General features: G+C 42.7%; 20 protein-coding genes and 1 pseudogene. 3 read left to right on the top strand and 18 right to left on the bottom strand.

Annotated elements, in window-relative coordinates; all coding sequences use genetic code 11:
- Positions 1-12: 12 nt before the first annotated feature.
- The 13 genes and pseudogenes from DESGI_RS21180 to DESGI_RS21125 all read right to left on the bottom strand — a co-directional run bounded on the left by DESGI_RS21180 (position 13) and on the right by DESGI_RS21125 (position 13,415).
- Positions 13-1,530 carry an IS5 family transposase gene (locus DESGI_RS21180; RefSeq protein ID WP_006524487.1) on the bottom strand — a complete coding sequence of 506 codons (1,518 nt, stop codon included), beginning with the start codon at positions 1,528-1,530 and terminating at the stop codon, positions 13-15.
- Between the two features lie 740 nt (positions 1,531-2,270).
- Complete coding sequence (locus tag DESGI_RS24155) at positions 2,271-3,698, bottom strand: YbhB/YbcL family Raf kinase inhibitor-like protein (protein ID WP_006524489.1); 1,428 nt, start codon at positions 3,696-3,698, stop codon at positions 2,271-2,273.
- 267 nt (positions 3,699-3,965) lie between these two features.
- The gene (locus tag DESGI_RS21170; RefSeq protein WP_006524490.1) at positions 3,966-6,266 is read right to left on the bottom strand and encodes a clostripain-related cysteine peptidase; all 2,301 of its coding nucleotides are present in this window, start codon (positions 6,264-6,266) and stop codon (positions 3,966-3,968) included.
- A 204-nt stretch (positions 6,267-6,470) separates the two neighbouring features.
- Positions 6,471-6,626 (bottom strand): type II toxin-antitoxin system RelE/ParE family toxin, encoded by a 156-nt coding sequence (locus tag DESGI_RS24945; RefSeq protein WP_006524491.1) that lies wholly within the window; start codon positions 6,624-6,626, stop codon positions 6,471-6,473.
- Positions 6,627-6,754: 128 nt separating this feature from the next.
- Positions 6,755-7,204, bottom strand: coding sequence for a SwmB domain-containing protein (locus DESGI_RS21165; RefSeq protein WP_006524492.1), 450 nt, complete (start codon positions 7,202-7,204; stop codon positions 6,755-6,757).
- Between the two features lie 713 nt (positions 7,205-7,917).
- Positions 7,918-8,886: an Rpn family recombination-promoting nuclease/putative transposase gene (locus DESGI_RS21160; RefSeq protein ID WP_006524493.1), complete on the bottom strand. Its 969-nt coding sequence runs from the start codon at positions 8,884-8,886 to the stop codon at positions 7,918-7,920.
- Positions 8,887-9,017: 131 nt separating this feature from the next.
- Positions 9,018-9,254, bottom strand: a complete 237-nt coding sequence (locus DESGI_RS21155) for a hypothetical protein (RefSeq protein WP_006524494.1) — start codon at positions 9,252-9,254, stop codon at positions 9,018-9,020.
- Entirely contained in the window at positions 9,251-9,397 is a 147-nt protein-coding gene (locus DESGI_RS26340) for a DUF7768 domain-containing protein (protein ID WP_337833210.1), read from the bottom strand. Before DESGI_RS26340 ends, DESGI_RS21155 begins: the two co-directional genes overlap by 4 nt.
- A 278-nt stretch (positions 9,398-9,675) precedes the next feature.
- Positions 9,676-9,939, bottom strand: a pseudogene (locus tag DESGI_RS21145) (ssDNA-binding protein); the annotation flags it as partial.
- A 51-nt stretch (positions 9,940-9,990) separates the two neighbouring features.
- Positions 9,991-10,485 carry an RNA polymerase sigma factor gene (locus tag DESGI_RS21140; protein WP_006524496.1) on the bottom strand — a complete coding sequence of 165 codons (495 nt, stop codon included), beginning with the start codon at positions 10,483-10,485 and terminating at the stop codon, positions 9,991-9,993.
- A gap of 331 nt (positions 10,486-10,816) precedes the next feature.
- On the bottom strand, positions 10,817-11,878 hold the full coding sequence (locus tag DESGI_RS21135; protein ID WP_281168139.1) for a bacteriophage abortive infection AbiH family protein: 1,062 nt from the start codon (positions 11,876-11,878) through the stop codon (positions 10,817-10,819).
- Between the two features lie 16 nt (positions 11,879-11,894).
- Positions 11,895-12,335 carry a hypothetical protein gene (locus DESGI_RS21130; RefSeq protein ID WP_041285030.1) on the bottom strand — a complete coding sequence of 147 codons (441 nt, stop codon included), beginning with the start codon at positions 12,333-12,335 and terminating at the stop codon, positions 11,895-11,897.
- A gap of 54 nt (positions 12,336-12,389) precedes the next feature.
- Positions 12,390-13,415, bottom strand: a complete 1,026-nt coding sequence (locus tag DESGI_RS21125; protein ID WP_006524499.1) for an Rpn family recombination-promoting nuclease/putative transposase — start codon at positions 13,413-13,415, stop codon at positions 12,390-12,392.
- Positions 13,416-14,270: 855 nt separating this feature from the next.
- Between DESGI_RS21125 and DESGI_RS21115 the strand changes: the two genes are divergently transcribed.
- The 3 genes from DESGI_RS21115 to DESGI_RS24940 all read left to right on the top strand — a co-directional run bounded on the left by DESGI_RS21115 (position 14,271) and on the right by DESGI_RS24940 (position 17,092).
- The gene (locus tag DESGI_RS21115; protein ID WP_006524500.1) at positions 14,271-15,152 is read left to right on the top strand and encodes an RpnC/YadD family protein; all 882 of its coding nucleotides are present in this window, start codon (positions 14,271-14,273) and stop codon (positions 15,150-15,152) included.
- A 7-nt stretch (positions 15,153-15,159) separates the two neighbouring features.
- Positions 15,160-15,951 carry an integrase core domain-containing protein gene (locus DESGI_RS21110; RefSeq protein WP_245561129.1) on the top strand — a complete coding sequence of 264 codons (792 nt, stop codon included), beginning with the start codon at positions 15,160-15,162 and terminating at the stop codon, positions 15,949-15,951.
- An 895-nt stretch (positions 15,952-16,846) separates the two neighbouring features.
- Positions 16,847-17,092 carry a hypothetical protein gene (locus tag DESGI_RS24940; protein WP_157872839.1) on the top strand — a complete coding sequence of 82 codons (246 nt, stop codon included), beginning with the start codon at positions 16,847-16,849 and terminating at the stop codon, positions 17,090-17,092.
- 1,558 nt (positions 17,093-18,650) lie between these two features.
- Here DESGI_RS24940 and DESGI_RS21105 read toward each other — a convergent pair.
- From DESGI_RS21105 to DESGI_RS21085, 5 genes are all read right to left on the bottom strand, one after another.
- Positions 18,651-21,332 carry an Ig-like domain-containing protein gene (locus DESGI_RS21105; RefSeq protein ID WP_157872838.1) on the bottom strand — a complete coding sequence of 894 codons (2,682 nt, stop codon included), beginning with the start codon at positions 21,330-21,332 and terminating at the stop codon, positions 18,651-18,653.
- 127 nt (positions 21,333-21,459) lie between these two features.
- Positions 21,460-21,699 carry a DUF2442 domain-containing protein gene (locus DESGI_RS21100; protein ID WP_006524231.1) on the bottom strand — a complete coding sequence of 80 codons (240 nt, stop codon included), beginning with the start codon at positions 21,697-21,699 and terminating at the stop codon, positions 21,460-21,462.
- A 12-nt stretch (positions 21,700-21,711) separates the two neighbouring features.
- The gene (locus DESGI_RS21095) at positions 21,712-21,978 is read right to left on the bottom strand and encodes a DUF4160 domain-containing protein (RefSeq protein WP_006524503.1); all 267 of its coding nucleotides are present in this window, start codon (positions 21,976-21,978) and stop codon (positions 21,712-21,714) included.
- Positions 21,979-22,049: 71 nt separating this feature from the next.
- Positions 22,050-22,835, bottom strand: a complete 786-nt coding sequence (locus DESGI_RS21090; RefSeq protein WP_006524504.1) for a hypothetical protein — start codon at positions 22,833-22,835, stop codon at positions 22,050-22,052.
- 14 nt (positions 22,836-22,849) lie between these two features.
- Positions 22,850-23,707 carry a tyrosine-type recombinase/integrase gene (locus DESGI_RS21085; RefSeq protein ID WP_006524505.1) on the bottom strand — a complete coding sequence of 286 codons (858 nt, stop codon included), beginning with the start codon at positions 23,705-23,707 and terminating at the stop codon, positions 22,850-22,852.
- Between the last annotated feature and the right edge of the window lie 114 nt (positions 23,708-23,821).

Below are 23,821 nucleotides of genomic sequence, written 5' to 3'. Positions count from 1 at the left end.
ACCGAACTTATTTTAATTAAAACAGTATAATAACGGTTCTTGAAAACCCAGATTATACCGAAACAGACGCCGCATAAAAAAGAACAAAAGAACACGGAGCCTACGTTCCAAATTCATTACTAGGAACTGCAGGCAGATCACGCTTTCGGCGGTCTCTTTTAGACGTGCCATAATACGTGCCAATCCATAGCGACGCTTGCCTTCTCCGAATTTCGCTTCTACAGCATTGCGTTCGCTGGCATCTTGCCGTTCTATGCGTCTCTGTTCTCTCTGTAGTACTTTATCAATCAGTGGTCTTCCTAGCCGTGGTCCACTGAGCCGTATGTTATATCTATCGCAGAAGCGCAGGTTTTCCCTATTCCGGTATATTTTGTCTGCCTGAACGGCTTCAGGGTAGTACCCGTACTTTTGGCGGTAATATTCCACCGATTCTTGCAAGGTTACCCCTTCATTAAAGGCGTCCCAACTTAGCGTTTCCACAAAGGCGTAACCATCTATCATACTGATAGCGACTTTGGCACCGAACTCGACATCAGCTGTGGCTTTACCTCGGACAATGGGACGCACATGCGGCTGGCTGATGCTTACAATGCGATCATTTATCTTGTGTTTGCGGTAGGTATACATATGGAGTTGTTGTTCATAGACCATACGTATGGTGCGCAATGTATCCTGTTGTTTCTGACTTAGACCATGACTATCACCGGCCATAGCTAGTAGGCGGTCTACAGCACTTAGGTTGCGCCTCACATAGCGCAGCTGCTTGCCGATGGCTTTTCGGATAGCTTTTTTACCAGGCTTTCTGTTGTGAACAATGTTAAGGTAGGCTTTACGAGCTATTTGACGATAAGTACGTGGTCTTCTACCTGGCTTACCAAGAGTCTTGTGCACGAGATCGATAATGTTATCCAACTTCTCCCTAGCTTCGTTAAGCAAGGATAAGTCAGTGGGGTAGCGTATGTCTGCCGGGGCGCAGGTGGCATCCAAGATGAGTTTGCCTTTGTTTGCCGGATATACCTCAAAAGAAGAGGCTTTGCTTTTTGGGCTATTTGGTTCTTTCGCGTGCGTTTTTTTGCCACCTGAAGGTGGTTTAGGCTTGTTGTCATCGTCCTTCTTTTGCTCTTCCGCTTTCTTGGCGGCACGACAGATTTCTTCGTTGATATCTTTTAGGGTTTCAGAGCCAAAACGCTTACGAAAGTGGACCATTAGTGAAGAATCAAATGGCGGCCGATCATGGTATTCCCTTAGACCGATAAAGTATTGCAAATAGGGATTCTCAGTGATCTGCTCCACTGTTTCACGGTCACTATAGCCACATTTCTCTTTAATGATTAAGGCACCAAGGGCCATTCTGACGGGTTTAGCCAACTGTCCACGGTTGCTGGGAAAAAGATTGGCATAGCGTTCTTCGATGCTTTCCCAGGGGATAATTTTAGCTAGTTTTACCCAGCGGTTATCAGCTCTTAATTTGCCTTCAAAAGGCAATATAAATTCTTCAAGATAATATTGGTTTTCCACTTTACGGAACATATTTTTTGCCTCCAGGTGCACGGTTTTTGCAATCTTTACCGCATTTTCCATGCATCTTATTTCGACAAATATGCTCCTAAATCCTTGATTTTATTGGGTTTTTGTTTAGTTCAGCAAGTCCTAATTAGCCAATCATTTGATAACACTTTTTAAACCTCAATTCTATTTCAAAAGATATATGCTTGGACATTCGCTATTAATTTCCAACTTTCCTTTTAATTTGAGTTTATATTATCTAATAAATTTACCTACAGGTTAGATAGGAAGAAACTGATCAAGCGGTTTGGTTTACGGGTAAGCTTAATTGATTCACTTATGCTCGTGGGAAATTCCGGAAGGCATAATCAATCTTTTGCTCGGGTCGGAAGCCGGACGGGGCTTAAAAAGCCCCATCCAGAACCTCCCAAAAGGGGACAGTCCCCCACCGAGTTATAGGACCACAGTTATTCAATAACGATTGTTTGATTTGAATACTTCTGTCTTCCACTGCAGGGTACTGCAAACAATGTTTTTACCACCACCTCTTTTGCTAATGGGATTTTTGCTATATACTAATATGATAAATGTATAAATATTCTATATTTTAGGTAATACTCCTTCATTAGTTTGCAAAAAAATATAGCTTTGTTTCGCAAGAGCAGGTATGGATGGTATGGAATAAACAACAAAAGGGTCAACCGTATGTGAAAGCGGTTGACCCTTTTGTTGTTAACGTATTTTGTAAACCTAGTGAACATAGTTTATTGAGAAAAAACACCCGATAGTTCCGCGCTGCCTAAACTATTTTCGCTAACGGAAGACTCAAACTGCGCCAGCGTAACCTGACCGGACAGGTCTAGGCTATCAACATTCAGTGCATAAAGTACGATTTTGTATTGATGCTCCCCTGATTCTGCCGGCGGTTCCGGTCCGCCATAGCCGCATGTACCGAAAGTATTAATTAATTCAACACAGCCGTTGGGCATTTGCGCTGTACCCGAGGCTCCTTCCGGTAGTTCCGTTGCGGTTGCCGGAATGTTAATTACTGCCCAGTGAACCCAGTTATTTGCGATAGGGTGTAAATCGTACATAATCAGGGCCAGGGATTTGGTATCCGCAGGCAAATTGCTCCAGGTAAGCGGAATGCTAATATTTTGCCCACCGGCTTCGTAGCCGGCATATTTAACCGGAATGGGGTGATTCTCCTGATACGCCGTGGATATTAAAGTAAAAGGCAGGTTTTCTTCTGCCCACTCCACTTCCACATCAACACCGGACCCCACAGTAAAGCCTGTGTTCAGGGTAAAAGCATACTTCTCACCTTTCGCCGCACCGGGTACGGTTACCGTGAAGGTTCGGGGGTCTACTTGCTCCCATGCCAAGTTCTTATTGGACATGGTGATCCCTGCCTGAATAGCAGCCAGGTTCGTATCACTATCGGTAGTCACCACTACTTTTCCAATGACTGCCGGATCTTCCGTAATCCCATTAATCACAACTGCCTCTGACGTTTCCGCCGGTTTAACACTAAACATCATCTTGATTGGCTTCGTTAAAAGTTTTCCCGAAGCTGATTTTACCTTGTTCTTAATAAAGAGAATATATTTCTGGCCGGGCATATATCCTTCCGGAGGCGGGTTAATGGTTATAGTTTTATTATCTTCGCTTAACTCTGTGCTGCAATTTATTGGTTTGCCATTCTTGTTGCTTTGAACATATACACTTTTGGAATTGACTGAATCGGGCAATATAGGTGCATTAAAGGTGACTGTCCATACTTTAACCGGCGGCACAAGCTCTTTCCATTCTTGCCACCTTTCGTCGTTCTGCGGCTCTTCACTAACTACTACTGAACATGTCGCAGTTTTATCACCGTCCACTGTTTTTACAGTGATAACAGCATTACCCACGGCAACAGGCGTTACTGCTCCATTTTCAACAGTCGCCACTTCCGGAGCGCTGGATGACCATTCAACTAATTGATTTGTTGCATTTGCCGGCAGCACCGTGGCCACTAATGTTTCCGAAGAACCTTCCACCGTTAGCGCTAGCTCGGTTTTATTCAGCGTAACGCTTTCAATAGCTATTTCCTGGTTTTCCTGTACTTCCGCAATAGCGGAAGTAACTACTATAAAGCTTAAAAATATTGCCGCTAAAATCAAAAAAAAGTTTAGTCTTGTCTTTTTCATAATATATTCCTCCTTTTTTACAACTTTTTTCTATTTTAATTGATATAAACATTCATTTCAAGGTGTTAAGGTAGGACAAGGATGGATTGTGGACTAGTAAAATTAGCACAAAGGAAAATTAAAACTGCAGCAGATAAAAGTTTGCCTGGGGAAAAATCCTTCGGAGACACTTTTTAAGTGTACCGATTATGGGATAAAAGATATAATGAGGCGAAAAAAGACGGCCGTAAGTCCTGAATGGATCTTTCTGCCGTCTTTCTTTAATGCCTAGTCAAGAAGGGAGATGTCCACAAATTCGGAACAAGTATCATTTTGCGCGATATCCTCGATATAGAATCCATACAGGTATTCGCCCTGGGGAAGATAATCACCCTGAAGCTCTAATTTTGTAGGATCCTGCACTGTGAATGGTTCGCCTGGAATGTCTTCGTCTTTGTCAGTAACGAGGTCATAAGAGTAAAACATTGGAGTAATGATATCACCGGCTTTTAACTTAATAATATTTCTATCCGATAAACCTGTATCTGGGTCGATGCCTTTCCAAGCGCCCAGTATACTGGTGGTTTCGGTATTGGTATCGTAGATTATTTGCAGGTCCATATCTTGGCCGTTGAGTTTAATTGGTACTGAATAGCTATATTTACCGTCGTTTTCATCCATAAGGAACAATGATACAAACTGGCCGCCCAGTTGAACCCACGTGCCGTCGAAATTATCTCTTACTATGCCGGTTGTTTCATCAAAGTCCACGTCGTTATCCATGCCCAGGAATCTAATTTTGGTGTTGTTGTCGTAATACTGACCTAGAACTGAATAAATCATATTCACCTTGCTGATATCCGATTCCTTTATTTTTATTTCAAACCTGTCTTCACTGATAATAGTAAAGACCATTTTGTAGTTGTCCTTCAGTGTTTTACCATCTGTCGATTTTATTTCCTTGGAGCTGATATCCTTTTTAATATAAATTGAATATGTTTCACCGGGTTCAAAGTAATCTTTGGTGGTTAGTGTCAGCTTGGTATTATTATCTGTTAGCTCATATTTTTCAATAAGGAATGGAGTAGATGTGCCGTTTTTATCATTTGTAATGTAAATGTTTTCATTAATGAAAATAGTATTGGCGTCTACTGGCTTGTTGAAATTGATTACCCTTATATTACTATTGCTAAATGACTTGGATGGCAAGGTAATATCTTCTCCGTTATAGGCACTGGCCGCCGATGACAAGATATTGCTGCTGCCGGCAGTGCTATTTTCCTGGTCGCTTGTACTGGCCGGGTTTGAATCTTCCAGTTCTACCCCCGTAGTATCAGAAACTACTATTTGCCCGTATTTTTCTATAAATTCCGTGTAAACAGGGGAAAAATTTATTTCTTTATAGTTTGTTAGTTTATCTTCAAATCCTTCTTTATCCTTACATGGCAGGTATACGGTCAGGCCGGTGGCATTTGGTTTCTTTTCCGGGGGAGTCAGATTAAAAACTACGGCGTTATTCAGTGCACTGATTATATTGGAAGTTTCTTCAGGATGCTGATTTTGCAGTTGCTTGGCCAGATTTCCGATATCAACCATATCTGTGCTGTCGCCGTGAGCTCCGCCGCTGTTGCCATAGTCTTCGGCTTTATTTCTTCCCTTGGCGAACTCTACATAAGCCGCCGGTTCATCTATGTCGGTACCTGCTTTGCTAACCAGTGCTTCCAGAGCTTCAATGACAGGGCCAATTTTCTTTGCGTTTATGACCGAAAGGGTTGTTTCATCTGCTGTGTCCCATTCCAGGGCTTGTTCCCTAAACCCTTGGGCTATTGCTTCCCCGAGTTTATCGCCGCTTATGGTTGGATCATCTAGAATCTTTTGAAAAATGGGTGTATAGTTCCACCCGTGTCCGGGTTCTGTTTCTTCTGAACCTATAAAATATTTAGTGAAGGGGCTTACAATATAAGCTGTCTCAATTGTCGCCATGAGACAGGCGTCAAAGCCTATAAGTTCGAAAGCTATGCCTGATTGACCGGATGCTTGTTCCAAAGCTGTTCGGATGTCGGCCAGGGATAAAGTGGACTTATCCTCAAAAAGCTCATCATGCGCATATCCACCATGCGCTCCCCCACCGTGATTCCACAAAGCCAGTACATACTTTTCAGCCGGATATTCGGTAGCCGTCCATATAATGAAATCTTTTAGGGTTTCCGGTTCCGCCATATTCACTTGGCCTACGTCTTCGATAAGTTCCATCTCATTATTTTTTATATACCAGCGCTGGTTTGTTTCAGGAGAAATACTTGTGTTGCGCCATTGTTTTGTACCACCGGTTTGAACCACAACGTTCAGCACGCCTGGCTCCGACCCGATAGCCATCATTTCATCGAGGTCATTTGAACCGGCCCCCGCCACTGTTCCATCGCCTTGATCTTCGCTTTCCAGGTCGGTGCCGTTTAAGTAAACCATAAAAGTGTAACTGGATAATTCGGGACTGCTAACAGTTTCCGCAAAGGATGCCGGTGACATAACAAAAATCATGCACAGCGCCCAAAAAAGGCCGAACGAAATTTTTAGATGTTTTGATTTCATACAGTTTCCTCCTTATTAGTTATTTAGTTGTATTTTTTTAAAGTAAATAATGTTTATTTATCCCTCCCGTTGCTTATTTTTTAGGCATATCTATTCGCTCGGGAGGAATGAATTTCCTGCAATTATTAAAAAAACGACATAAATAATGCTTACATTTAATATGTTTTTGATGTTTTTATCGAAAAAAATTATCGATCGTGGCGATCATATCGGTACTTCAGGCGCTGGTGGGGTAATTCCATAGCTTTTGTAATAGCCAATAAGAGGATGTTCTTTGTATTTCTTATTTAAGACCTCTTCATATTCAAGTGCTTTCATAACTCCATACAAACTAGTCATCCCGTATCCACGTTTAATCATACTTTTTCAACATTCTCCTAGAGCTGTGATCCTTTAATGATGGAAAATTTTAATATGGGGGCGAATATATTCGCCCCCATACTTTTAGTTATTTTTAGTTAATCGGCTTACATTACTGAATAAATCTATTATCTATCAATAGTGTAAGTCATGTCATCGTTCAGCGGATTCTTGTTCTGAGAAGCATCAATAATATTGATGTTGCCGTTGGCATCAGCTACAACCTTAATGGTTATGTCGCCAGCATCAGGCAGGTCAGAGCCTAGATCCAGGGTGACAGTTCTTTTGCCATTAACTACGGCAGCTTTCAGTATGGTAATTGTGCTTGAACCGATCTTAACTTTGAAGTTCTTAGCAGCAGTAACTTCGTTGGCATTTTCCCTGAAATTCAGAGGCTCATCAAACGTCATGATGATTTGTCTCTGACAGACACTTCTTGTTTTGATAGAAACAGGTCTGGTGTTATCAAGAAGAGCAACTTCTGTGTTAACTTTAGTCATCATACCACCATCAGGGTTGGTTACACCTTCAACCGAGAATGCAACATCGCCGTCAGAAGGGACGGAATCTTGAGGCACTTCAAAGATTTCTTAACAAGCAGTTTCTGGCTTCCGCCGGCCATATTAATTGTTAATGTGCGTTCAGCGTCACCGGTATCCGGGTTAATTACAGAGGGTCCAGCTTCATTATCGTCGCCAACGTTGGTAAATCTAGCATCTTCAGGCAGATAAATATCAACAACAGTTTTTCCACCTTCAGTAGATGCAATAATATGATCATCCCACCATGAACCAGCGTATGTTGTAACAATGTCATCTAACTGATTGCTGGTTCCAAGTGTTGGTAAAGCTTGATAATCTGCATCCCCTTCTACAATTTCAAAATAATAATTTCTAGGGTCAGCAGCAGTTGTTAGATCAACTATGGTATTAAAAGTTACTTTAATGTGGCGGTAGTTATCAAATTCTACTTTCTCAACAGTAGGCTTTGCAACATAGTTTACAGTTTACTGTGAATGTTTTGCCATTATAGGTAATTGTTCTGGTATTTTCACCCTCACTAAGGGTTGCTACTGTAAAATTTTGGGTAACGCCATCGCTGAAAGTTACTTGAATAGTTGTAGCGTTAATAGCACTAAAGAACAAGGGTTCGTGTATATTAAAAACCCCGCAAACCCAGTAGTACCAAGGGCTTGGGGGCTTCTTAACTTGGCATTGTAGTTCCAGTCGATATTATTAGTAAATTATCCATAGGGTTAGGAAATATAAGCTTATTATTCATAAAGGTTTTCTTATAAAATAGCCTCTTTAACTATTTTTTCTACTTCTTTTTTAGGTAAATCTACAGCATCAATAATTTGCTCCATGGACAACCCCATTTTTGCTAATCTCTTAACAACATCGATTTCTTTCTTTCTGGCACCAATTTCTATTCCCCGTTCCATACCTTTCATGATGCCTTCTTCTTTTCCTTCTTCCCTAAACATTTCTGCTATAGTCACCATCTTCTCACTCCCTTCTGGGTAGGTAGTTTCAATTCTTTTGATTATCTCATTAATATCTGATTTCGTTAAGTTCTTTCCAGCACTGAATACATATCTGATTAGGGTTTCAAAGTAATCTACCCCGGTCTCTTTATCTTCCAGTTCTTGTAGATACTCCACTGCTCGGAAAATAGACTTCACAAGCCCCTTGCTGTCTTTGGTGTATATATCCCTTAACATGGTAAGGAATATCCTGAGCTGTGCTTCGCCTTTTATTTCCCTATCCGTATACCTTGAAAGATCATATAGCAGATATTTATAGTCTGGTATGAATGCCTGCACATCCCTTGGCAGTTCTTCATACCTTGGAATCATTTCCCCTAAAGCTTTTATATTCCAGCCTTCTTGGCCGTGGTAGACTACCAGTGGGATGATAACCGGTAGCTCATAAGTCTCCTCTTTACTGATTTTGGCATTCCAGATTTCCACCATATATCTTAGCAGTTGGAAAGCAATATCCCGGCTAGGTTGGCTTTTGTGTTCAAAGAGAAAATAAAGGTATCCTTCCCGTTTGTTTATGCTGGCCTTAAAAAGGAGATCTGAAAAACTTTCCTGCAACTTTTTATTAATAAAGCTGTCTTTTTGCGGCTCAAGGGTGTCTACATCTATTATATTCATAACACTTTGGGGCAAATAGTTATTTAGAAAATCCTTGGCTACGGCTACATTGCCGAGGGTTTCCTTAAAGAATTTATCGTGGGGGTTTTGGATTTTCATTTTATCACCCGTTCTATCTCTATTATATCTTGTAACTAAATATTATACCATAAAAACAAATCACGACGAGAACAAATATTTTTACAAATTCTTCAAAATTGCCTCAACTTCCCGCTTGAAACCATACTTCATCAGATATTCCACCAGAGCACATAGCCATTCCTGCGCTTTCCTTCCCGCAGTGCCCCGCCCACGAAGCCGCCAACGTCTTTTATAGTATCTTGCTGAGCTTTGTTCATCTTGCGATATTCCAATACGGTTTCAGTGGTGCGCTTTGTTGTGCGGATAGTGTTTTTGAAGTCCTCCCGGGAGATGTCCTGATTCTTCCACCGTTTCTCCATGCGGCTGTTGCCGACAGCAATTTTCATGTATCACACACCTCCTCGCAGTATTTCGTGAAATACCTGATGGGAATGCCGCGTTCTTTCGCCTTGGAGATTTCCTTGCTCATTCCGCTAGAAATATTGCTTCCAAATACCCAAAGTTCATCGCATTTGCCGAGCCAGACCATACCGAAAAACAGGCCCAGTTCCCGTTTGCCAGGCAGATCTTCGCCGCCCGCAAGATCAATAACTCGTACTTCGCTACCGTCGACGGAGTAGGCAAATAACAGCACTTCAAAATCCTGTGACTTGGGCGTACTTGTAGACACCGCATTTGCCCAGGTCGGCACTGCTATAAGTTTCAATGTCGCAGGACAGCGTTTTTATATGAGCCACCTAAGACACCTCCTATAAGGATAGGGCGGCAGGAATCCCGCCACCCCTTCTAATTGCAGTGGACTTTAGCTTAATCCAAAAAATCGTCATCATAGTCCGAAGCGAAGTCTTCAGCGGCACTGGCTTTTACACCCAAGGGCTCACCATCGCGGATTTTCTGGATGTTACCCAGGCCGCAGGCTATTCCACGATTTCCATTGGAATTGAATGCATAGAAATTAATGCTGACCCTTGCGTATACCCCGGAATAGACCTCCGAGCGGCTCATGATGGGGTTAAGAGTTTTGTCCACAATTTCCGGTGGTGTAATGCTATTTGCGTTTACGAAGTAGTTTATACCCCTCACCTATAAGCGAAAAAGAGGGTTCATTCGAACCCCCCCTTCTTAGGAGAAATGTTTTTTTAGCTTCTCGTGCATCTTTTTGAGCCGGTTCCGGATGGCCACTTCAGTCACACCTTCTTCAGCAGCAATATCCGCGTTGGTTCGTTTGTCTACATATACCTTTTTGAACAGCTCCCTTTGTTTTGGTAGGAGATGTTCCATGGCTTTGGTAAGCCTGTCCAACGAAGCCAGATGCTCTAATTCCTCTTCTACTTCCATGTAAAGCTGTTCTGGATTAGCACTGTTATTGGCGAGATACTTATTGCGGTCATCTGCAGCCCCACCTTCACCATCGTGGTAAGCATCAAGGTGTACGCTCACCCGGTAGCCATAGCGGCGCTGCTCGTCCACTTCTTGGTCATCCAAAGCATGCAAAAGCTCAATGTCGGCTTCGGTAACTCCATCTTCACCTGGGGTAATAACGATCTTTGTTCCTTCGGCTGTGTAATAGACATAATTGGTGCGGTTCTTTTTACTGGTTTTGAAACCTCTTGGCATAAAATTAGCCCCTTTCTCCAGCGAGAAAAGGGCATGACTAGCAGCCAAAAAACTCGCCGTTTTTTTTAAAACGGGAGCCGTTTGGCTGTTCCAATTTATTGAAGGACTATTCCCTTCGCCTTCAATATCAGTTTAGGGGATAAAAAGGGTACCATGGCGGACACCTCATGTCCGCTAGTCAAGGAGCAAAAGGGGGATTTTTAGCTCAGAAATGTATAAAAACAAAAAAAAGAGCCATACACAAACCCTTTATTGGGGTTCATGTATGACTCTTATGAGTTTAGGCATAAAAAAACCGGACATCCCGTGTCCGCTTTTCTAAAAAATTATTTTATAATGGCTCAGCGCCTTGTTGTAGTAAGAACGTCCTAATTTCGTCCAGTGACTGGGGGTAAAGGTATATCAGAGCAAAATCATACCAGATATGAGTATTGTTATTATGGAAATTCAATCGGAAAGGGGGAGTGTCATCCACACTGTGCCAGCTAATGTGCCATTTTACCTCAGTGCTATTTCTGTTAAATTTAATTATCTCCTTAAAATAAGGATAATCCACATCCGATAAGGAATGCCCAATTACCACAATACTCCTAATATTCTCTAGCGATTTAAAATACTGCTGGTTCTTGGCTAGAACATCACTTGTTTTCTTGGCTGAATTATCGTAGTAGTCTTCAATAATACCGACCGTGTTATTGATTACATCATATCTCATTTGGCTCTTCCAATTTCCCTTAGTATTATCACTTAAAAAGTAACCCAAATACACCGGGTTATCGTTATTATAAAATTGTCCTTTTCTTCCTCTTAGCCTTGGCTGAAATTCCTTCCGGTTTTTGTTGGATTGATACCATTCCTCAAATATCTTTTCAGTATCATGTCCATGTCCTAGCACAAGTTGTGTTTTTTTATCTCTTCTATCACCGTGGATGTATAGTATGTTTTCCCTAGGTACTTCATAGATCGTTTCTAAGAATTCTGTATAATTGAAGTTAATATATCGTGAATTAAGTTTAAAAATATCTTCAAGCGCTTTTGAATGACTATTGGGTTTTAATGTATTTATCCATCTACGAAACCTTTTAGGAAGCTCTTGAGTTAAAACGAATACTGGAGATGCAGCGGTCTCTTGGGCAGCAAAGAAATCAGCAGCCGAAAAATCATCATCATCCTCTTCATCAGGTACACCAAAATCATCTAGCCAGTCATCTACTGTACTAAGCATCATTTCACGATCCAAATACGCTAGACTACTTTCAAAATTTCCCCATATATCATCCTTTCTGATATAAGTTTCCAATGTAAATCTTAATATATTGTTTTTACCTATGGTGTCCCGGAAATTATAATAGCTTGATGGAACGCCATGCATTATATCGAATCCGTTACCGATAATGAAAAGTATTGTATTAGAATCCGTTAAAGCTATTTTTGCCCTTAAATGATTTCCTGGTCAAGTACGCTGTGGGAGCGGTATTATCCACGTTTACGTTAAAGTTGATTGTTTGAGTCAACAGGCGGTTAGCACTGTCGGTTGATGCTGCCCATTCACCTACATTGGAAACCTGAAGAACGTGAGTGCCTGAAGTTAAAGCATGAGTTGTAGGCAGGGTAATAGTTACTTTGTATCTGTTATCTTCAGTAATAACGTCGTTGCCAACACCCTGAGTGATACCTTGTACTGCTACGTTAGCACCAGGAATGTTGGTCAGGCGGATACCATCAAAAACGTACTTATTGCCGTCCTCGATCAGGTACTGCTTGAAGCCTTCAATGGCTGCCGCCTGGTCCTGGGTCAGTCCGTTTTGTTCAAACATGAGATCAGCTCCCTTTGCTTTTTCTAAAAACACAAAAAGCCCTTACCACCTCTTTGTCAGGGGTAAGGACCATTTTTACTTCTTACTTTAGTTTTCTAGTTCTTTCTTTAGCTCCAGTACGGTTTCTAAAGACAATCCGGTTATTTTGCAAATCATGTCAACATTCAATCCTTCTTTCAACGCAACCCTGGCTATTTCGACTTTACCTTCAAGTTTACCCTCAAGCTTGCCCTCAAGCTTGCCCTCAAGTTTACCTTTCGTTTGACCTTTTTCCATTCCCCTCGCTTCAGCCGCCTTTTGCATCTCATCCAGCGACCGCTCAATATTGGTGATCATTTTTTCCACCTCCCGAAGCTCAGTTTCATCCAGCACGCGGTCAATTTCCTTTTGCAGTGGTCCTGGCAGTTTGCGTTTGATGACGTTCCGCAGCCACACGATTATTTGCCGGAATTGTTCCGGGTCCATTTCTTTCAATACGTCAGCCAGTTTTCTGAGCCGGGCCACCAGTTCTCTCGAATCAACGGTCTGATCCAGGTAGAATACGCTGGACACTACATTGGCCGCCCGGTGCAGGTCTTCTTCGCTATAGCGAACGACATCAAAGAGGATGTAGGAAAAATCCAGCAAGCGGCCGGGGAATTGTTCGTGCCCCGACTGGTACTTTCTAAAGCTCTGGTGGGCCGTCCAGCCTTTCTTGCCGTTGTAGAGTACGGCGGGGACGATGGGCGGCAGTTTGAAGCTCTTGCGTCTCCGTTCTTTTTCCGGCGTATTTTGGTAAATGTCCCGCCATATCTCGACCATGTATTGCAGCAGGCGAAAGGGCATGGTGTGGTCCACGGTTGACTGCAGTTCTAAGAGTACGTAGAATATTATTTCGCTTCCGCCGAGCCTCATCCTGTACACTATGTCGGCCTCTTTGTCGCTAAAGTCCTGTAGCACATAGGACTTATTGACCAGCGTCAAGTCATCTTCTTTTATTTCACGCACCCAGCCCTCGTCCACGAAGGTTTGCAGTAGTTCCAGGAAGGTCTTTTTGTTGGTCAAAAGCTGCCTGTATCCTTTATCGTGGGGGTGGTGGGGCGGTTTTGGTGACGTTTTTCCTCGGTCTGGCAATTTATTCACTTCCTTACTGGTATTATATCATGGCGGCAACCGGAGTGACAGGGAGTTGTGTTTGCCTTCACCGTATAGGTTCTAAGCCGGTTGGTTTTTTCCTACTTCTTTTTGGGTTCAGGACAATCTTATTGTTATGCAATGCAAAAAGGCCAGCCCGACCTTTTTCGGTTAAGTTGGCCTCCGTTTTTCGGCTCGCTGCCTAATATCAATTAGGCAGTGTTTTTGGGTTTCTCCAAATTGGCGTCTTTCTATGGGTTTCTTGGGGATTTCTTTCCGGGGAGTTTTCCCGCATTTTTTTGCAGCGGGCCGGGCCTCTTTTTGCAGCGAGCCCGGATTTTTTTGCTGAGAGCTTTCGCTGTCCGCGGGGCCACTTTGTCCCGTTTTTACCGTCAAGAGCGTCAATGCCGACATCCGTTTTTTTCCATTGCCGGTACTGACGCATTTTACGGATTGTGGGACGCGGGCGTCTTGTTTTGCAGCAGTGTTCAACTACCCAAAATTTCCATCACTCGATCTTTACTCCATGGCGCCTCTCCAGATGTTCCTTGATAGCCTCGTTCACAAACGCGGTCATGTTCAAGATCAAGCCTCTTTCCCTGAGGGACTCTACTTCCCTGGCGACGGCAATCTGCAAGTAGGTGGTGATCCGCTTGTGCTTGTCCTTGAATCTACCCCCGCCGTTTCGGCACGAAAACCTGCTGGCTATCTCCCGTCCATATTTTAGAGCCAATGGAAAGGAATAGCTCAAGAGTAGGACGAAATTTATACATACAGTCACAAGCGTTAAGAAATGACAGCTTGGACCATGATTAAATGAAATGATATAATATAAAAAAATGTGGAGTGTTTGAATTGGCTGAATATGATTTAATCCTAAAGGCCCTGGCCGAGCAATACCCGGAACATTTTGTAACCATAGTCAGAGGGCCGGGTGCAGAAGTGGAGAAGATTGAGCGCCTGGAAAAGGAAGCCGTGGCCACCCAGCGCACATTAGATATTTTGCTGAAAGTCACTGAGAGCGGCTATGAATATGTATTATTAATTGAAATACAAACCAGGCCTGACAAAACCATGCCCTTAAGACTGCTTGAATACACGGCCATGCACCATAGAACACATAAGAAACCGGTTTACCCGGTACTGATAAATTTAACCGGCCAGGGCTACAGGGAAGAATGTTATACATATGAATGCCTAGACATAACTGTAATAAATTTTAACTACCGGCAATTTAACCTAAGTGAAATGAATGGACGGGAGTTTATACACGCAGCTCCGGTAGGACTTCTGCCCCTGGTGCCTTTAATGCGGCATTCCGATCCACCGCAGGAGGTTCTTGAGGCGTGCTCAAAGCGATTTGAGAGAGAAGTATCATCTGACCAGGACCGCGCCAACCTCTTCTTGGGCCTGGCTGTAATCAGCTCCCTTAAGTTGTCCAAGGAAATTATTCTAAAGGTAATCGAGGTGAGTAAAATGGAAAACTCTCCGCTGTTTGATGGTATCCGCGAGGAATGGGAAGATAAAGGTAAGGTCAAAGGTATAATTTTTGCCATTCTAAAAACTTTAGAAAAAAAGATTGGTAAAAAACCGGATAAGTTTTTTGAATCGAGATTAGGCGCTATTGATAATGAAGATACAATTGAAAAGCTGTTTTATGTAGCAATTGAGGCAGAAAGTATAGAACAGTTTACCAAAGCTCTGGAAAAAGTGGAGCAAGAAAGGACTGGTTATTAAGACCAGCGTGCTGAAAAAGTCTAAGAGGGGACGCCCGGCAATCTCTCGGGAAACCATTCAACTAATCAAAAAGTTACACAAGGAAAACCGGCTACTATCGCCGGAAAAAATACGTGAGCAGTTGATATTGATGAATGTCACGGACGCACCGGCTCCCAATACTATTGCCAAATATCTTCCATCCACTAGGAAGCCACCGTCAGAAAAGCAGGTTCAGTCCTGGAGAACGTTTCTAAAAAATCATGCCCCCCATACCTGGGGAATAGATTTTTTCACCGTCCCTACTCTCACGTTCAAGATTATATATGTCCTGGTCATAATAAATCACGGCACCCGTAAAGTTGAGCATTTTGCTGTTACCAGCAATACTAATGTTTTTTGGCTCAAACAGCAATTCCGAAACGCTACACCCTACGATCAAAAACCCAAATACCTAGTCCATGATAATGATTCGGTATTTGTCTCTAAAGCTTTTCAAGCCCTCTTGAGATCGTCGGGAATAAAATCAAAAAGAACGTCTTATAAATCGCCATGGCAGAATCCCTATGCCGAGAGGGTTATCGGCACTTTACGCCAGGAATTACTGAACCACATTATACCGTTAAATGAAAGGCATTTGCATTATTTAATGAGTGAATATGTCCATAAATACTATAACCCGCACCGGACACACCAGGGGATTGACGGCCGAACGCCGATTCCGTCACCGGCTTATAAGCCCACTACGGCGGCGGAGACAAAGTTGAAATCAACGCCGGTCCTGGGTAGGCTTTACCATACTTATAAAAAAGTTGCTTAAGTTTTATCTAATTCATCTACCCTGCGGAAAAACCTTTTATTAAAGGCTTAATCGTGGGTGGCTAAATACGCTTTATGGTGCTGTAATATTATATAAAAATAGGTCTTCTCTTCCTGGGAAGACAACCTGTTTTTTCGGTACCTAGTTACCATTGTGTTCCTTAAATTATATATCTTGGTACCCTTGTTCGGCCGGATGGATTTCTTGAAGGGGACACCGTCCAAATTCCGACCCGAGCATGAGCCCCTAGTCCGAGGCTCAGTGGGACCAGTCCAACACATCAGCCTTCCCAATTAGGGATTTCGAGGCTAATTCCCATTCAGTTCTCAGACTTTCGGCCCATTACCTTGTTTACCTACGCTTAAATGTAAATATGTTACCATTTACACTCCAAGGCTAACTACCAGTGGTCGGCTCAACCTTGCTGGGTGGGATTCGCACCCACTATATGACGCGCCATTTCTCGGATGCACGGACTGTCCCCTTTGGGAGGTTTTGGGAATCCGTTAGGATTCCCAAAACCGACCCGAGCAGGAGCAGAAAGAAAACAGCCGGGCGATCCGCGTGGGACCTCCCAGCCGTTCTTGTTCACTTCAGCGTCAGGGCACCGGCGTCAGGTGAGCCGGACCAGCCACAGGAACCGTCCCCGTGGCTGGTTCTTGCCCAAGTAGGGTAGGTCTCCTTGTGGGAAATGAGTGGACGGGGGTTTTTAGATGCAGCCCCCCAAGGGCTGCTGCCGCCTGCGGTCGGCGATTAGCACAACAAGGGTGATCAGGAGGATAACTGCTATCAGATCTGAATTGTATCTGTGCCAGATCGTTAATTCCGGAAGTGGGCGGTTTCAGACTTTACCACCTTGTTACTGTTGCTGCTATTTCAAGGTAATAATATATGCTTGATCAGGAGGCTGTTTCGCTGTGACCGTGCTACCTGGACTGACGCTATTGACGGCAAATACGGAGAACGGGGGAGCGGGGGAGCGGGAGGCCTGACTGTCCCGTCTGCCAGGGCAGAAAGCAGAAAAAGAAAACAGCCGGGCGATCTGCGTGGGATCTTCCGGCTGTTTTTTGTTTACTTCGGCGTTAGACGATTGTTATCAAATAACTTGATAACTAAGGGGCTAACCCCTGGAGTTCTTTAGTTCGTTAATGTGTTACTCTGGTGGGGGACTGTCCCCTTTTGGGGATATTTGGATGGCCGGTTAGGCCTTCCGGAAATCCCCGAGCAGTCCCCTTTTGGGAGGAACTGGATGGGGCTTTTTGAGCCCCGTCCAGCTTCCGACCCGAGCACTTTACCATATAATGTCTCCAGGTGGACTTTTTGAAGGGAACACCCAAAACCGACCGTTATCTTAATTAAGCCTGATAATAAAGCTAGACAAATAATTCTGATCTATCCTATTTGAAATTAATTTTTACTTGCACAACTGGATTCCTGTCTTGTAACAATTGTTCACAATTTTGCAAAATATGTTCATCCCTCAGAAAAGAATGCTTAATATTCTTTCGTTATAATGTAATTGTTAAATCCTAAGCACTTAAGCAAAATGCTATTCATTAACCAGTCAGTTAAATTCATTCTTGTCCTTTGACAATTGAATACCACCCGGGGCACAACAATTCATGCTGGCTATCTGCTGGGCAGGTTCCATGGCTGAAAGGGAAAAAACGAGCATAAGGGAGAACAGAAAAAGAAAACAGCCGGGCGATCCGCGTGGGACCTACCGGCTGTTAAATTCTTTATCTCGCTAAATTGTTAACGTAGCGGGGGACTGTCCCCTTTTGGGAGGTTTTGGGAATCCGTTAGGATTCCCAAAACCGACCCGAGCACAAGGTCGGCACCCCGGATGGGTGATTTCGGAGCTCTATAGCTGGCCTGCGTTTTCCCCTGTCAACGCTTCACGTGCGGCCTCGCGGCTGCCCGCGCATGACTAGGGGTCGTGATGGTGCAGCTACTCCTTTCACGTGGGGCTCTTGCATCCCCTACTCTATGCCGGTTTATCCCGGCGCTTTCGAACTGTCCCCTTTTGGGAGGTTTTGGGAGCCCGTTAAGATTCCCGAAATCGACCCGAGCATCGACACCACTTGTCAATATTTACCTCGTTTTTTATACCCACAAAATCTCACCTGTGCAACGTATATTTCTATGGAAGAAACAAAAAGGTCGGTTAAACCTTATACACAAATGGAAAAACCGATTTATAAAATGCTTGTATGGCACTTATTACCTGTTGTATTTTTCGACATATTATACTATACTTAGTTATACATATTAAATTTTAGAAATCTAGGTTTTTTTTGACTTATGTTACAAATTATTGTATTCTATTTTTTTTAAACCTAGTGTTAAGACTTTAGCCGGGTTTAGCTGGTTGGGTAGGTTAATTTTTTTCGCTCTTTGACATTTGAATATTGTTCGGTGAGCACAGTGAGGACAAGTACAGTGCTGGAAGGATAGAAAAGAAGGTAGCCTTGGTGTTGTAGACTTCACAAAATGGTTCCGACGTTTTTGGTGCTGGTTCTGACAGTCAACTCAGGGGGGCATGACAAAAAGAAGACAACCGGGCGATCCGCTTGGGACCTCCCGGCTGAAAAGCTCTTTAACGTGTTAAATTGTTAACGTAGCGGGGGACTGTCCCCTTTTGGGAGGAACTGGATGGGGCTTTTTGAGCCCCGTCCAGCTTCCGACCCGAGCATTCCCTATAAAGTTACTGGTGCGGATGCTGATGTATTACCAGCTAAATCTTTGACACTGGCATCAATTGTGCTTGTGGCACCCGTTACAGCAGTTGTTGTTGTTATTGTAACAGTTTTGCCATCCGCACCTAATACAGCGCTTACAACCGCTTCTGTATTTGTTCCGTCTGCCTTATACGTGTAGTTAGCAATATTTTCTGCGGATGCTTTTTCAACTTGTTCGCTGAAAACAACAGTTATGGTGTTACCTGCTCCAGTAGCTGTAAATGTGGGTGCTACTTTTTCAGTTATCTTATCAGTAGTCTTAATCGCAACATCCGTAAACGTATTTGCTCTATTTCTAGCTGTGGAGTTATCAACAAGATACCTTCCACTAACTAGGGATACGAGTACATTATTTGTATCTACTACACCTGGTTTTTTAACTGTAATTTCAAATTCGTCATCATTAGCAGTAGTAGCTACTGTAAATTCACCCTTGACATTGTCTAAAGTGACCCCGTCAATTTTAACTGTTAAATCGTTTGCAACATCACCATTGAATTGAGTTTTAATATCTTCATCAAACTTAACCAGTATCGTATCATCAGTTGAACCTTTTACAACCGGATCTGTTGTAATAATACTTGGTCCGATTTTGTCAGCTATAGTGTAATTGCTACCAACACCGTTCCAGGTATTGGAATCAGTCAGCACACCATATGCTACACATTGTCCTAACGCATTCACAACGGCTTTATCGCTAATAAATACCATATCTAATGCGGCGACATCTGGTCCACCAGTTTCAGCTACATTATAATTGCCATCTGCTTGTATATCAGCATTCAAGGTTAATGTAGCTGTCTTCTTATCAGAGCTAAACGAAACACTTGCAACACCTAAGGTTTGGGCAACATCAGTGCCAGAACTCTTGACAAATTTAATAGCGTTAGGATCTATCGATGTAATTGCCACATTAGACTTAATAACAATGGCTCTTTTTGCTGTGGCTTCCACAGATGTTAATGTAGCAGCATCACTGACAAATGCAATAGCTGTTATCTCCCTATTAAGATCGGAGGAACTTAACAGATTGCCGTTAACATCCTTTACACCCAGAACCTTAATCTTGATGTCAGTTGCTGCAATATTTGTTACAGCATCGATGTCTAATTGGGCAGTATTTGAACCGGGTATTACAATATCTATTGATTTCCCATCGGTAGATAAGGTAGCAGTAGCACCGGTAAAGAGGTTACCAAACTTGTAATCAGCAGTGCTCAACTTAATCATATAGTTTGCCAAATTCGTTGTATTGGCACTATCCATTTGTTTTGAGAAAGCAATCTTTATCTTCGCATCTTGTTTGGTATCACTAGTAAAGTCCTTATCCACTTGAGCTATTACATCGCCCTGAATTGTCGGTGCTGATATACTAGCAAATGTAATCGGCAGATTGGTTTCGGCAACTTTGTTGTTCCTTACACTGAGGTCAGAGATATTATTTGTTTTAACTACTTTTAAAGTGTAATTACCATCAAGTTGAGTGGCATTACTAAAACTCAATTCGTATAGTGTACCAGTGGTATCACCAGACTTTACAGAAGGAGTTATAGTAGTTGCAACTTTTTTATTATCTTTATCATATAATTCATAATTGGCTGCTGTTGTAGCATTTAAGACTTTCTCACTAAAAGTAAGAAGAACCTTATTGCCGGTCTGAAGTTGAGCTGTCACTGTAGGAGCTACTGTATCATCTTCTGCTTGGAATTTAAACTGTGTTGCGGTCTTTACTTCATTACCTTCTATATCTTTAACGCCTTTATAGGAAATAACAACTTCAACCAACGCAGCGGGACCTAAATCGTCAGCTAGAGTTAATTCAAAAGTTGCATTATCCCCACTTGAATTAGCTACCCCAGCTCCGGCTATTTGTATGGTTGAACCGCCAGCAGGAGTAAATGTGAAGTCGGCGCTTGTAGTTGCTATTGTTGCGCTTTGCACAGGCTCATTAAATTTGACTTCAACTTTTGTACTGCCCGGCGCACCAGGTGTGTTCTCCAGCACTTTAGCACCTGCAATTGCAGGAGCTGTTGTGTCAGTAGTTACGCTCATTGTGAATTCTTTTTGTGTAACAGGGAAATTTGCAAAATCCTTAAGTTTAGGCGTAACAACAAACTTATCTCCATTGTTCATTTTGTTAGCTAAGGTAAGGATTACCTTATTGGATGTATAATTTGTAGTTGTAGCACCGGATACTGTTGCGTAAAGGTTAATTCCATTCAATGCAAACTCTTCCCAAACTTTTGCTTCATTAGATATATTCACAGGTTCAGAGAATGTTACTTCAATAGTTTTTGATGTTGTTGCCACTGCATTAACAACTGTCGGGAATGTTGTATCTACAACTGTAACGTCCTTAGAAACATTAGAGATTACTTCTTTACCATCCTTAGATTTAATTTGATTTACCGCTACTTTATAGGTTTTGTTTTGATCTAATGTGCCTGTCGCTGGTAATACCAGTGATTTATTATCTGTTCTAACTATCGGTGCGGCAGAAACAGTTGTTGTTCCGTCAAGTACCTTAGCGGTTACAGCGGTAGCTGTTGCCTTGTCTATTTCTTTATTAAATGTTACTTCAATAACTTTATTGTTAATAGCACTAAAGAACAAGTGTTCTGTATGTTTAAAACCCCGCAAACCCGCATGGTGCAAAGGATTGAGGGGTTCTTAACCTCTAATTGTGGTTATATAGGTAATTATTAGTAGCAAGTTTCATAAGGTTAGGAGATATTAGATAATTATTCATAATAGATTTTCTTATAAATCACTGATATGCTACACTTTTTTCGTAAAGAACCTCGGGATCAATATCTGCTTGATTGCTCCACTCTATGCTATCAAAACTCACCCGGACCGATCTAAATAAATTCTTGTCTTTTAATTCCCTAAAAATTCCTTTGTTCAGATAAGGCGTCATATCAAATAACCTTTTTTCTCCGTTTTCAAAGGTTAAAAGCAGTCTATAGCTCTCCAAAGGTTCAACTCCTACTACAGACACATACATAATTCATCACCTCTATTTCAAAGGTTCAATTTTAAACGGCAATTCGCTATTCATTGCCAACACCCAGTTTGCCAATAAATCTTCCTGTCTTAATTCTGCCCAAGCAAGGACAAGTTTAAGCTGTTTTTTAGGGAGACTCCCATTAGTTAGTTCACAAGTATTTATATCAATTATCGCCTTATGCTTCCCATAATATGCATGAAAGTGAGGCGGGTTATGCTCATCAGGGGCGCAATACATTCTTATAATTATCCCATAAAACATACAAATGGTCGGCATTATATCACCTTTTTTCCTACAATACTCCATATTTATTATACCATAAAAACACAACCGTGGAATAAATATTTTTACTGGTTTCTTAGGAGCGTTTCCACTTCCCGCTTGAACCCATACCTCATCAGGTATTCCACTAGCGCCCCTTCCATGACTTCCCTTAAGGCAACCTTCTTCTCCTTGCTAAATTCCCCGGCCAGCTTGGCAATAACATCACTCATGTAAATGGCTTTAGTCCTGACTTCCCCTGGCACAGCATACCTTGGAATTATGCCATCGTCCCTGGTACCGGTGAGTAACTGATAGAGTTCATCCCGGTTTTCATAGAGGAAGCGAAGGAAGGGCAGATATTCCCCAAGCCCCTCCGGTAATTCCCCGCTGGTTGGTTGAACGGTTGGCGATAATGCCGATTGAACAATTGGCCCTGGTAGGTTGATTGATTCCGGCATTGGATCACCAACCGGCTCCGGCACATCAATCCTACCCACGGTCTTGACATAGTTGTTTTTATGGACGTTCCACTCGTAGCCCTTGGTTTTCATGTACTCAGCCATTTCCCGGTGGTCAGCAAATCCCTCTTGTCTGGCCACCATCCTTGGGTCAATGCCCTCAATCTCAAAAGCTGTGATGATGCTGGCTACCTTGGTGGGTGCGTAGCTTTTGGGGTCTGGTTTTTCAATTCTGTTCTTCCGGGGGAAATACTGACCTTGCTGGCTGTCGAAAGCAAAGTTCTTCCGGCGCATGTACATATCAAGGCTTTTGTAACTCTTGTACTTCAACTCTGCCGCCACTTCATCCCTGGTTTTAAATTTTAGCATTTCAATAATCCGTTTGACCTTTTCATCGTAAATAGGTTCCATGGTTTTATCCCTCCCTATAAAAGATTAACCGCTTCAGTCAGCTTATCCGTGTCCTGGTGCAGATATCTTGACGTTACCCTAAGGCTTGAGTGGCCCAGCAGCTTTTGAATGCTCACCACCGAGGCCCCTTTCTCCAGCAGGTTGGAGCCAAAGGAGTGCCGAAGCACGTGGGCGCTGATGTTCTTGTCCCAGCCCAATTCCTCTACTGCGGTATGAATCCAGTAGTTGATATAGCTGGCCGATACTTTGCCGGTTCTGGTTAAAGCAAAGAAGCGATTTGAATGTGCGTCCCGGATGTGCTCTAGGTAGTGGGTCAAAATCCGGTGTAGCTTATCATTGATGGGCACATCCCGGTCTTTGCCGCCCTTGCCGTCAATGATGTGTAACACCCGGCCATCCAGATCCACATCCTCAAGTGTCAGGTGGATCATCTCTGAAATCCGGCCACCGGTGTAAAACATGGCTTGGACTACGGTTTTAATGACTGGTTGCTCAATGGCAGCTACCAGTTCCCCGAGCTCATCCTCGGTGATAAACTCTCGTTCCTTTTGTTTGATTTTCACTGGCTCCAGTAAGCTGGCAATGTTCTTGACGCATAAGTCCTTCCTGCAGCAGTAGTTGTAAAAGCTTCTTAGAATATATAATGAGCGGCTTCTACTAGATGAGGCTGCCCCTCTTTCCTTTTCGTAGAACAGGTAGTCCTCCAAATCCTGAAGCACAATGTCTTCCAAATACACCGGGCAGTTATGCTTGACAGTCAAGAAGTTGTTAAACCCTTTCAATTCTATGGCATAGCCCCGAATGGTTTCCTGCGATCTATCAATAAGGTGCATGTACTTTGTAAAACCCTCGATTGCTTGGTTTAAGAGCATTTCTCTCCCTCCTTTGGTAGGTAGCATGTTACCGTTACATTGGGATAACATCAAGTTATAATTACTTATAATTCAACTTAGAAAAGTTAAGGATTTGGGCGTTGAAAAAAAGAA

Origin of the sequence: Desulfoscipio gibsoniae DSM 7213 (genome assembly GCF_000233715.2) — a bacterium.
GTDB classification, from domain to species: Bacteria; Bacillota; Desulfotomaculia; order Desulfotomaculales; family Desulfallaceae; genus Sporotomaculum; species Sporotomaculum gibsoniae.
This window is presented reverse-complemented; position numbering and strand designations above follow the sequence as displayed.

Bases quoted from the DNA above. Each gene is read 5' to 3' on its own strand.
- DESGI_RS21160 (WP_006524493.1), bottom strand. From the start codon at position 8,886: ATGAAAATCCAAAACCCCCACGATAAATTCTTTAAGGAAACCCTCGGC.
- DESGI_RS26340 (WP_337833210.1), bottom strand. From the start codon at position 9,397: ATGGTCTGGCTCGGCAAATGCGATGAACTTTGGGTATTTGGAAGCAAT.
- DESGI_RS21090 (WP_006524504.1), bottom strand. From the start codon at position 22,835: ATGGAACCTATTTACGATGAAAAGGTCAAACGGATTATTGAAATGCTA.
- DESGI_RS21085 (WP_006524505.1), bottom strand. From the start codon at position 23,707: ATGCTCTTAAACCAAGCAATCGAGGGTTTTACAAAGTACATGCACCTT.
- DESGI_RS21155 (WP_006524494.1), bottom strand. From the start codon at position 9,254: ATGAAAATTGCTGTCGGCAACAGCCGCATGGAGAAACGGTGGAAGAAT.
- DESGI_RS21170 (WP_006524490.1), bottom strand. From the start codon at position 6,266: ATGAAATCAAAACATCTAAAAATTTCGTTCGGCCTTTTTTGGGCGCTG.
- DESGI_RS21100 (WP_006524231.1), bottom strand. From the start codon at position 21,699: ATGTATGTGTCTGTAGTAGGAGTTGAACCTTTGGAGAGCTATAGACTG.
- DESGI_RS24945 (WP_006524491.1), bottom strand. From the start codon at position 6,626: ATGATTAAACGTGGATACGGGATGACTAGTTTGTATGGAGTTATGAAA.
- DESGI_RS21140 (WP_006524496.1), bottom strand. From the start codon at position 10,485: ATGCCAAGAGGTTTCAAAACCAGTAAAAAGAACCGCACCAATTATGTC.
- DESGI_RS24155 (WP_006524489.1), bottom strand. From the start codon at position 3,698: ATGAAAAAGACAAGACTAAACTTTTTTTTGATTTTAGCGGCAATATTT.
- DESGI_RS21180 (WP_006524487.1), bottom strand. From the start codon at position 1,530: ATGTTCCGTAAAGTGGAAAACCAATATTATCTTGAAGAATTTATATTG.
- DESGI_RS21095 (WP_006524503.1), bottom strand. From the start codon at position 21,978: ATGCCGACCATTTGTATGTTTTATGGGATAATTATAAGAATGTATTGC.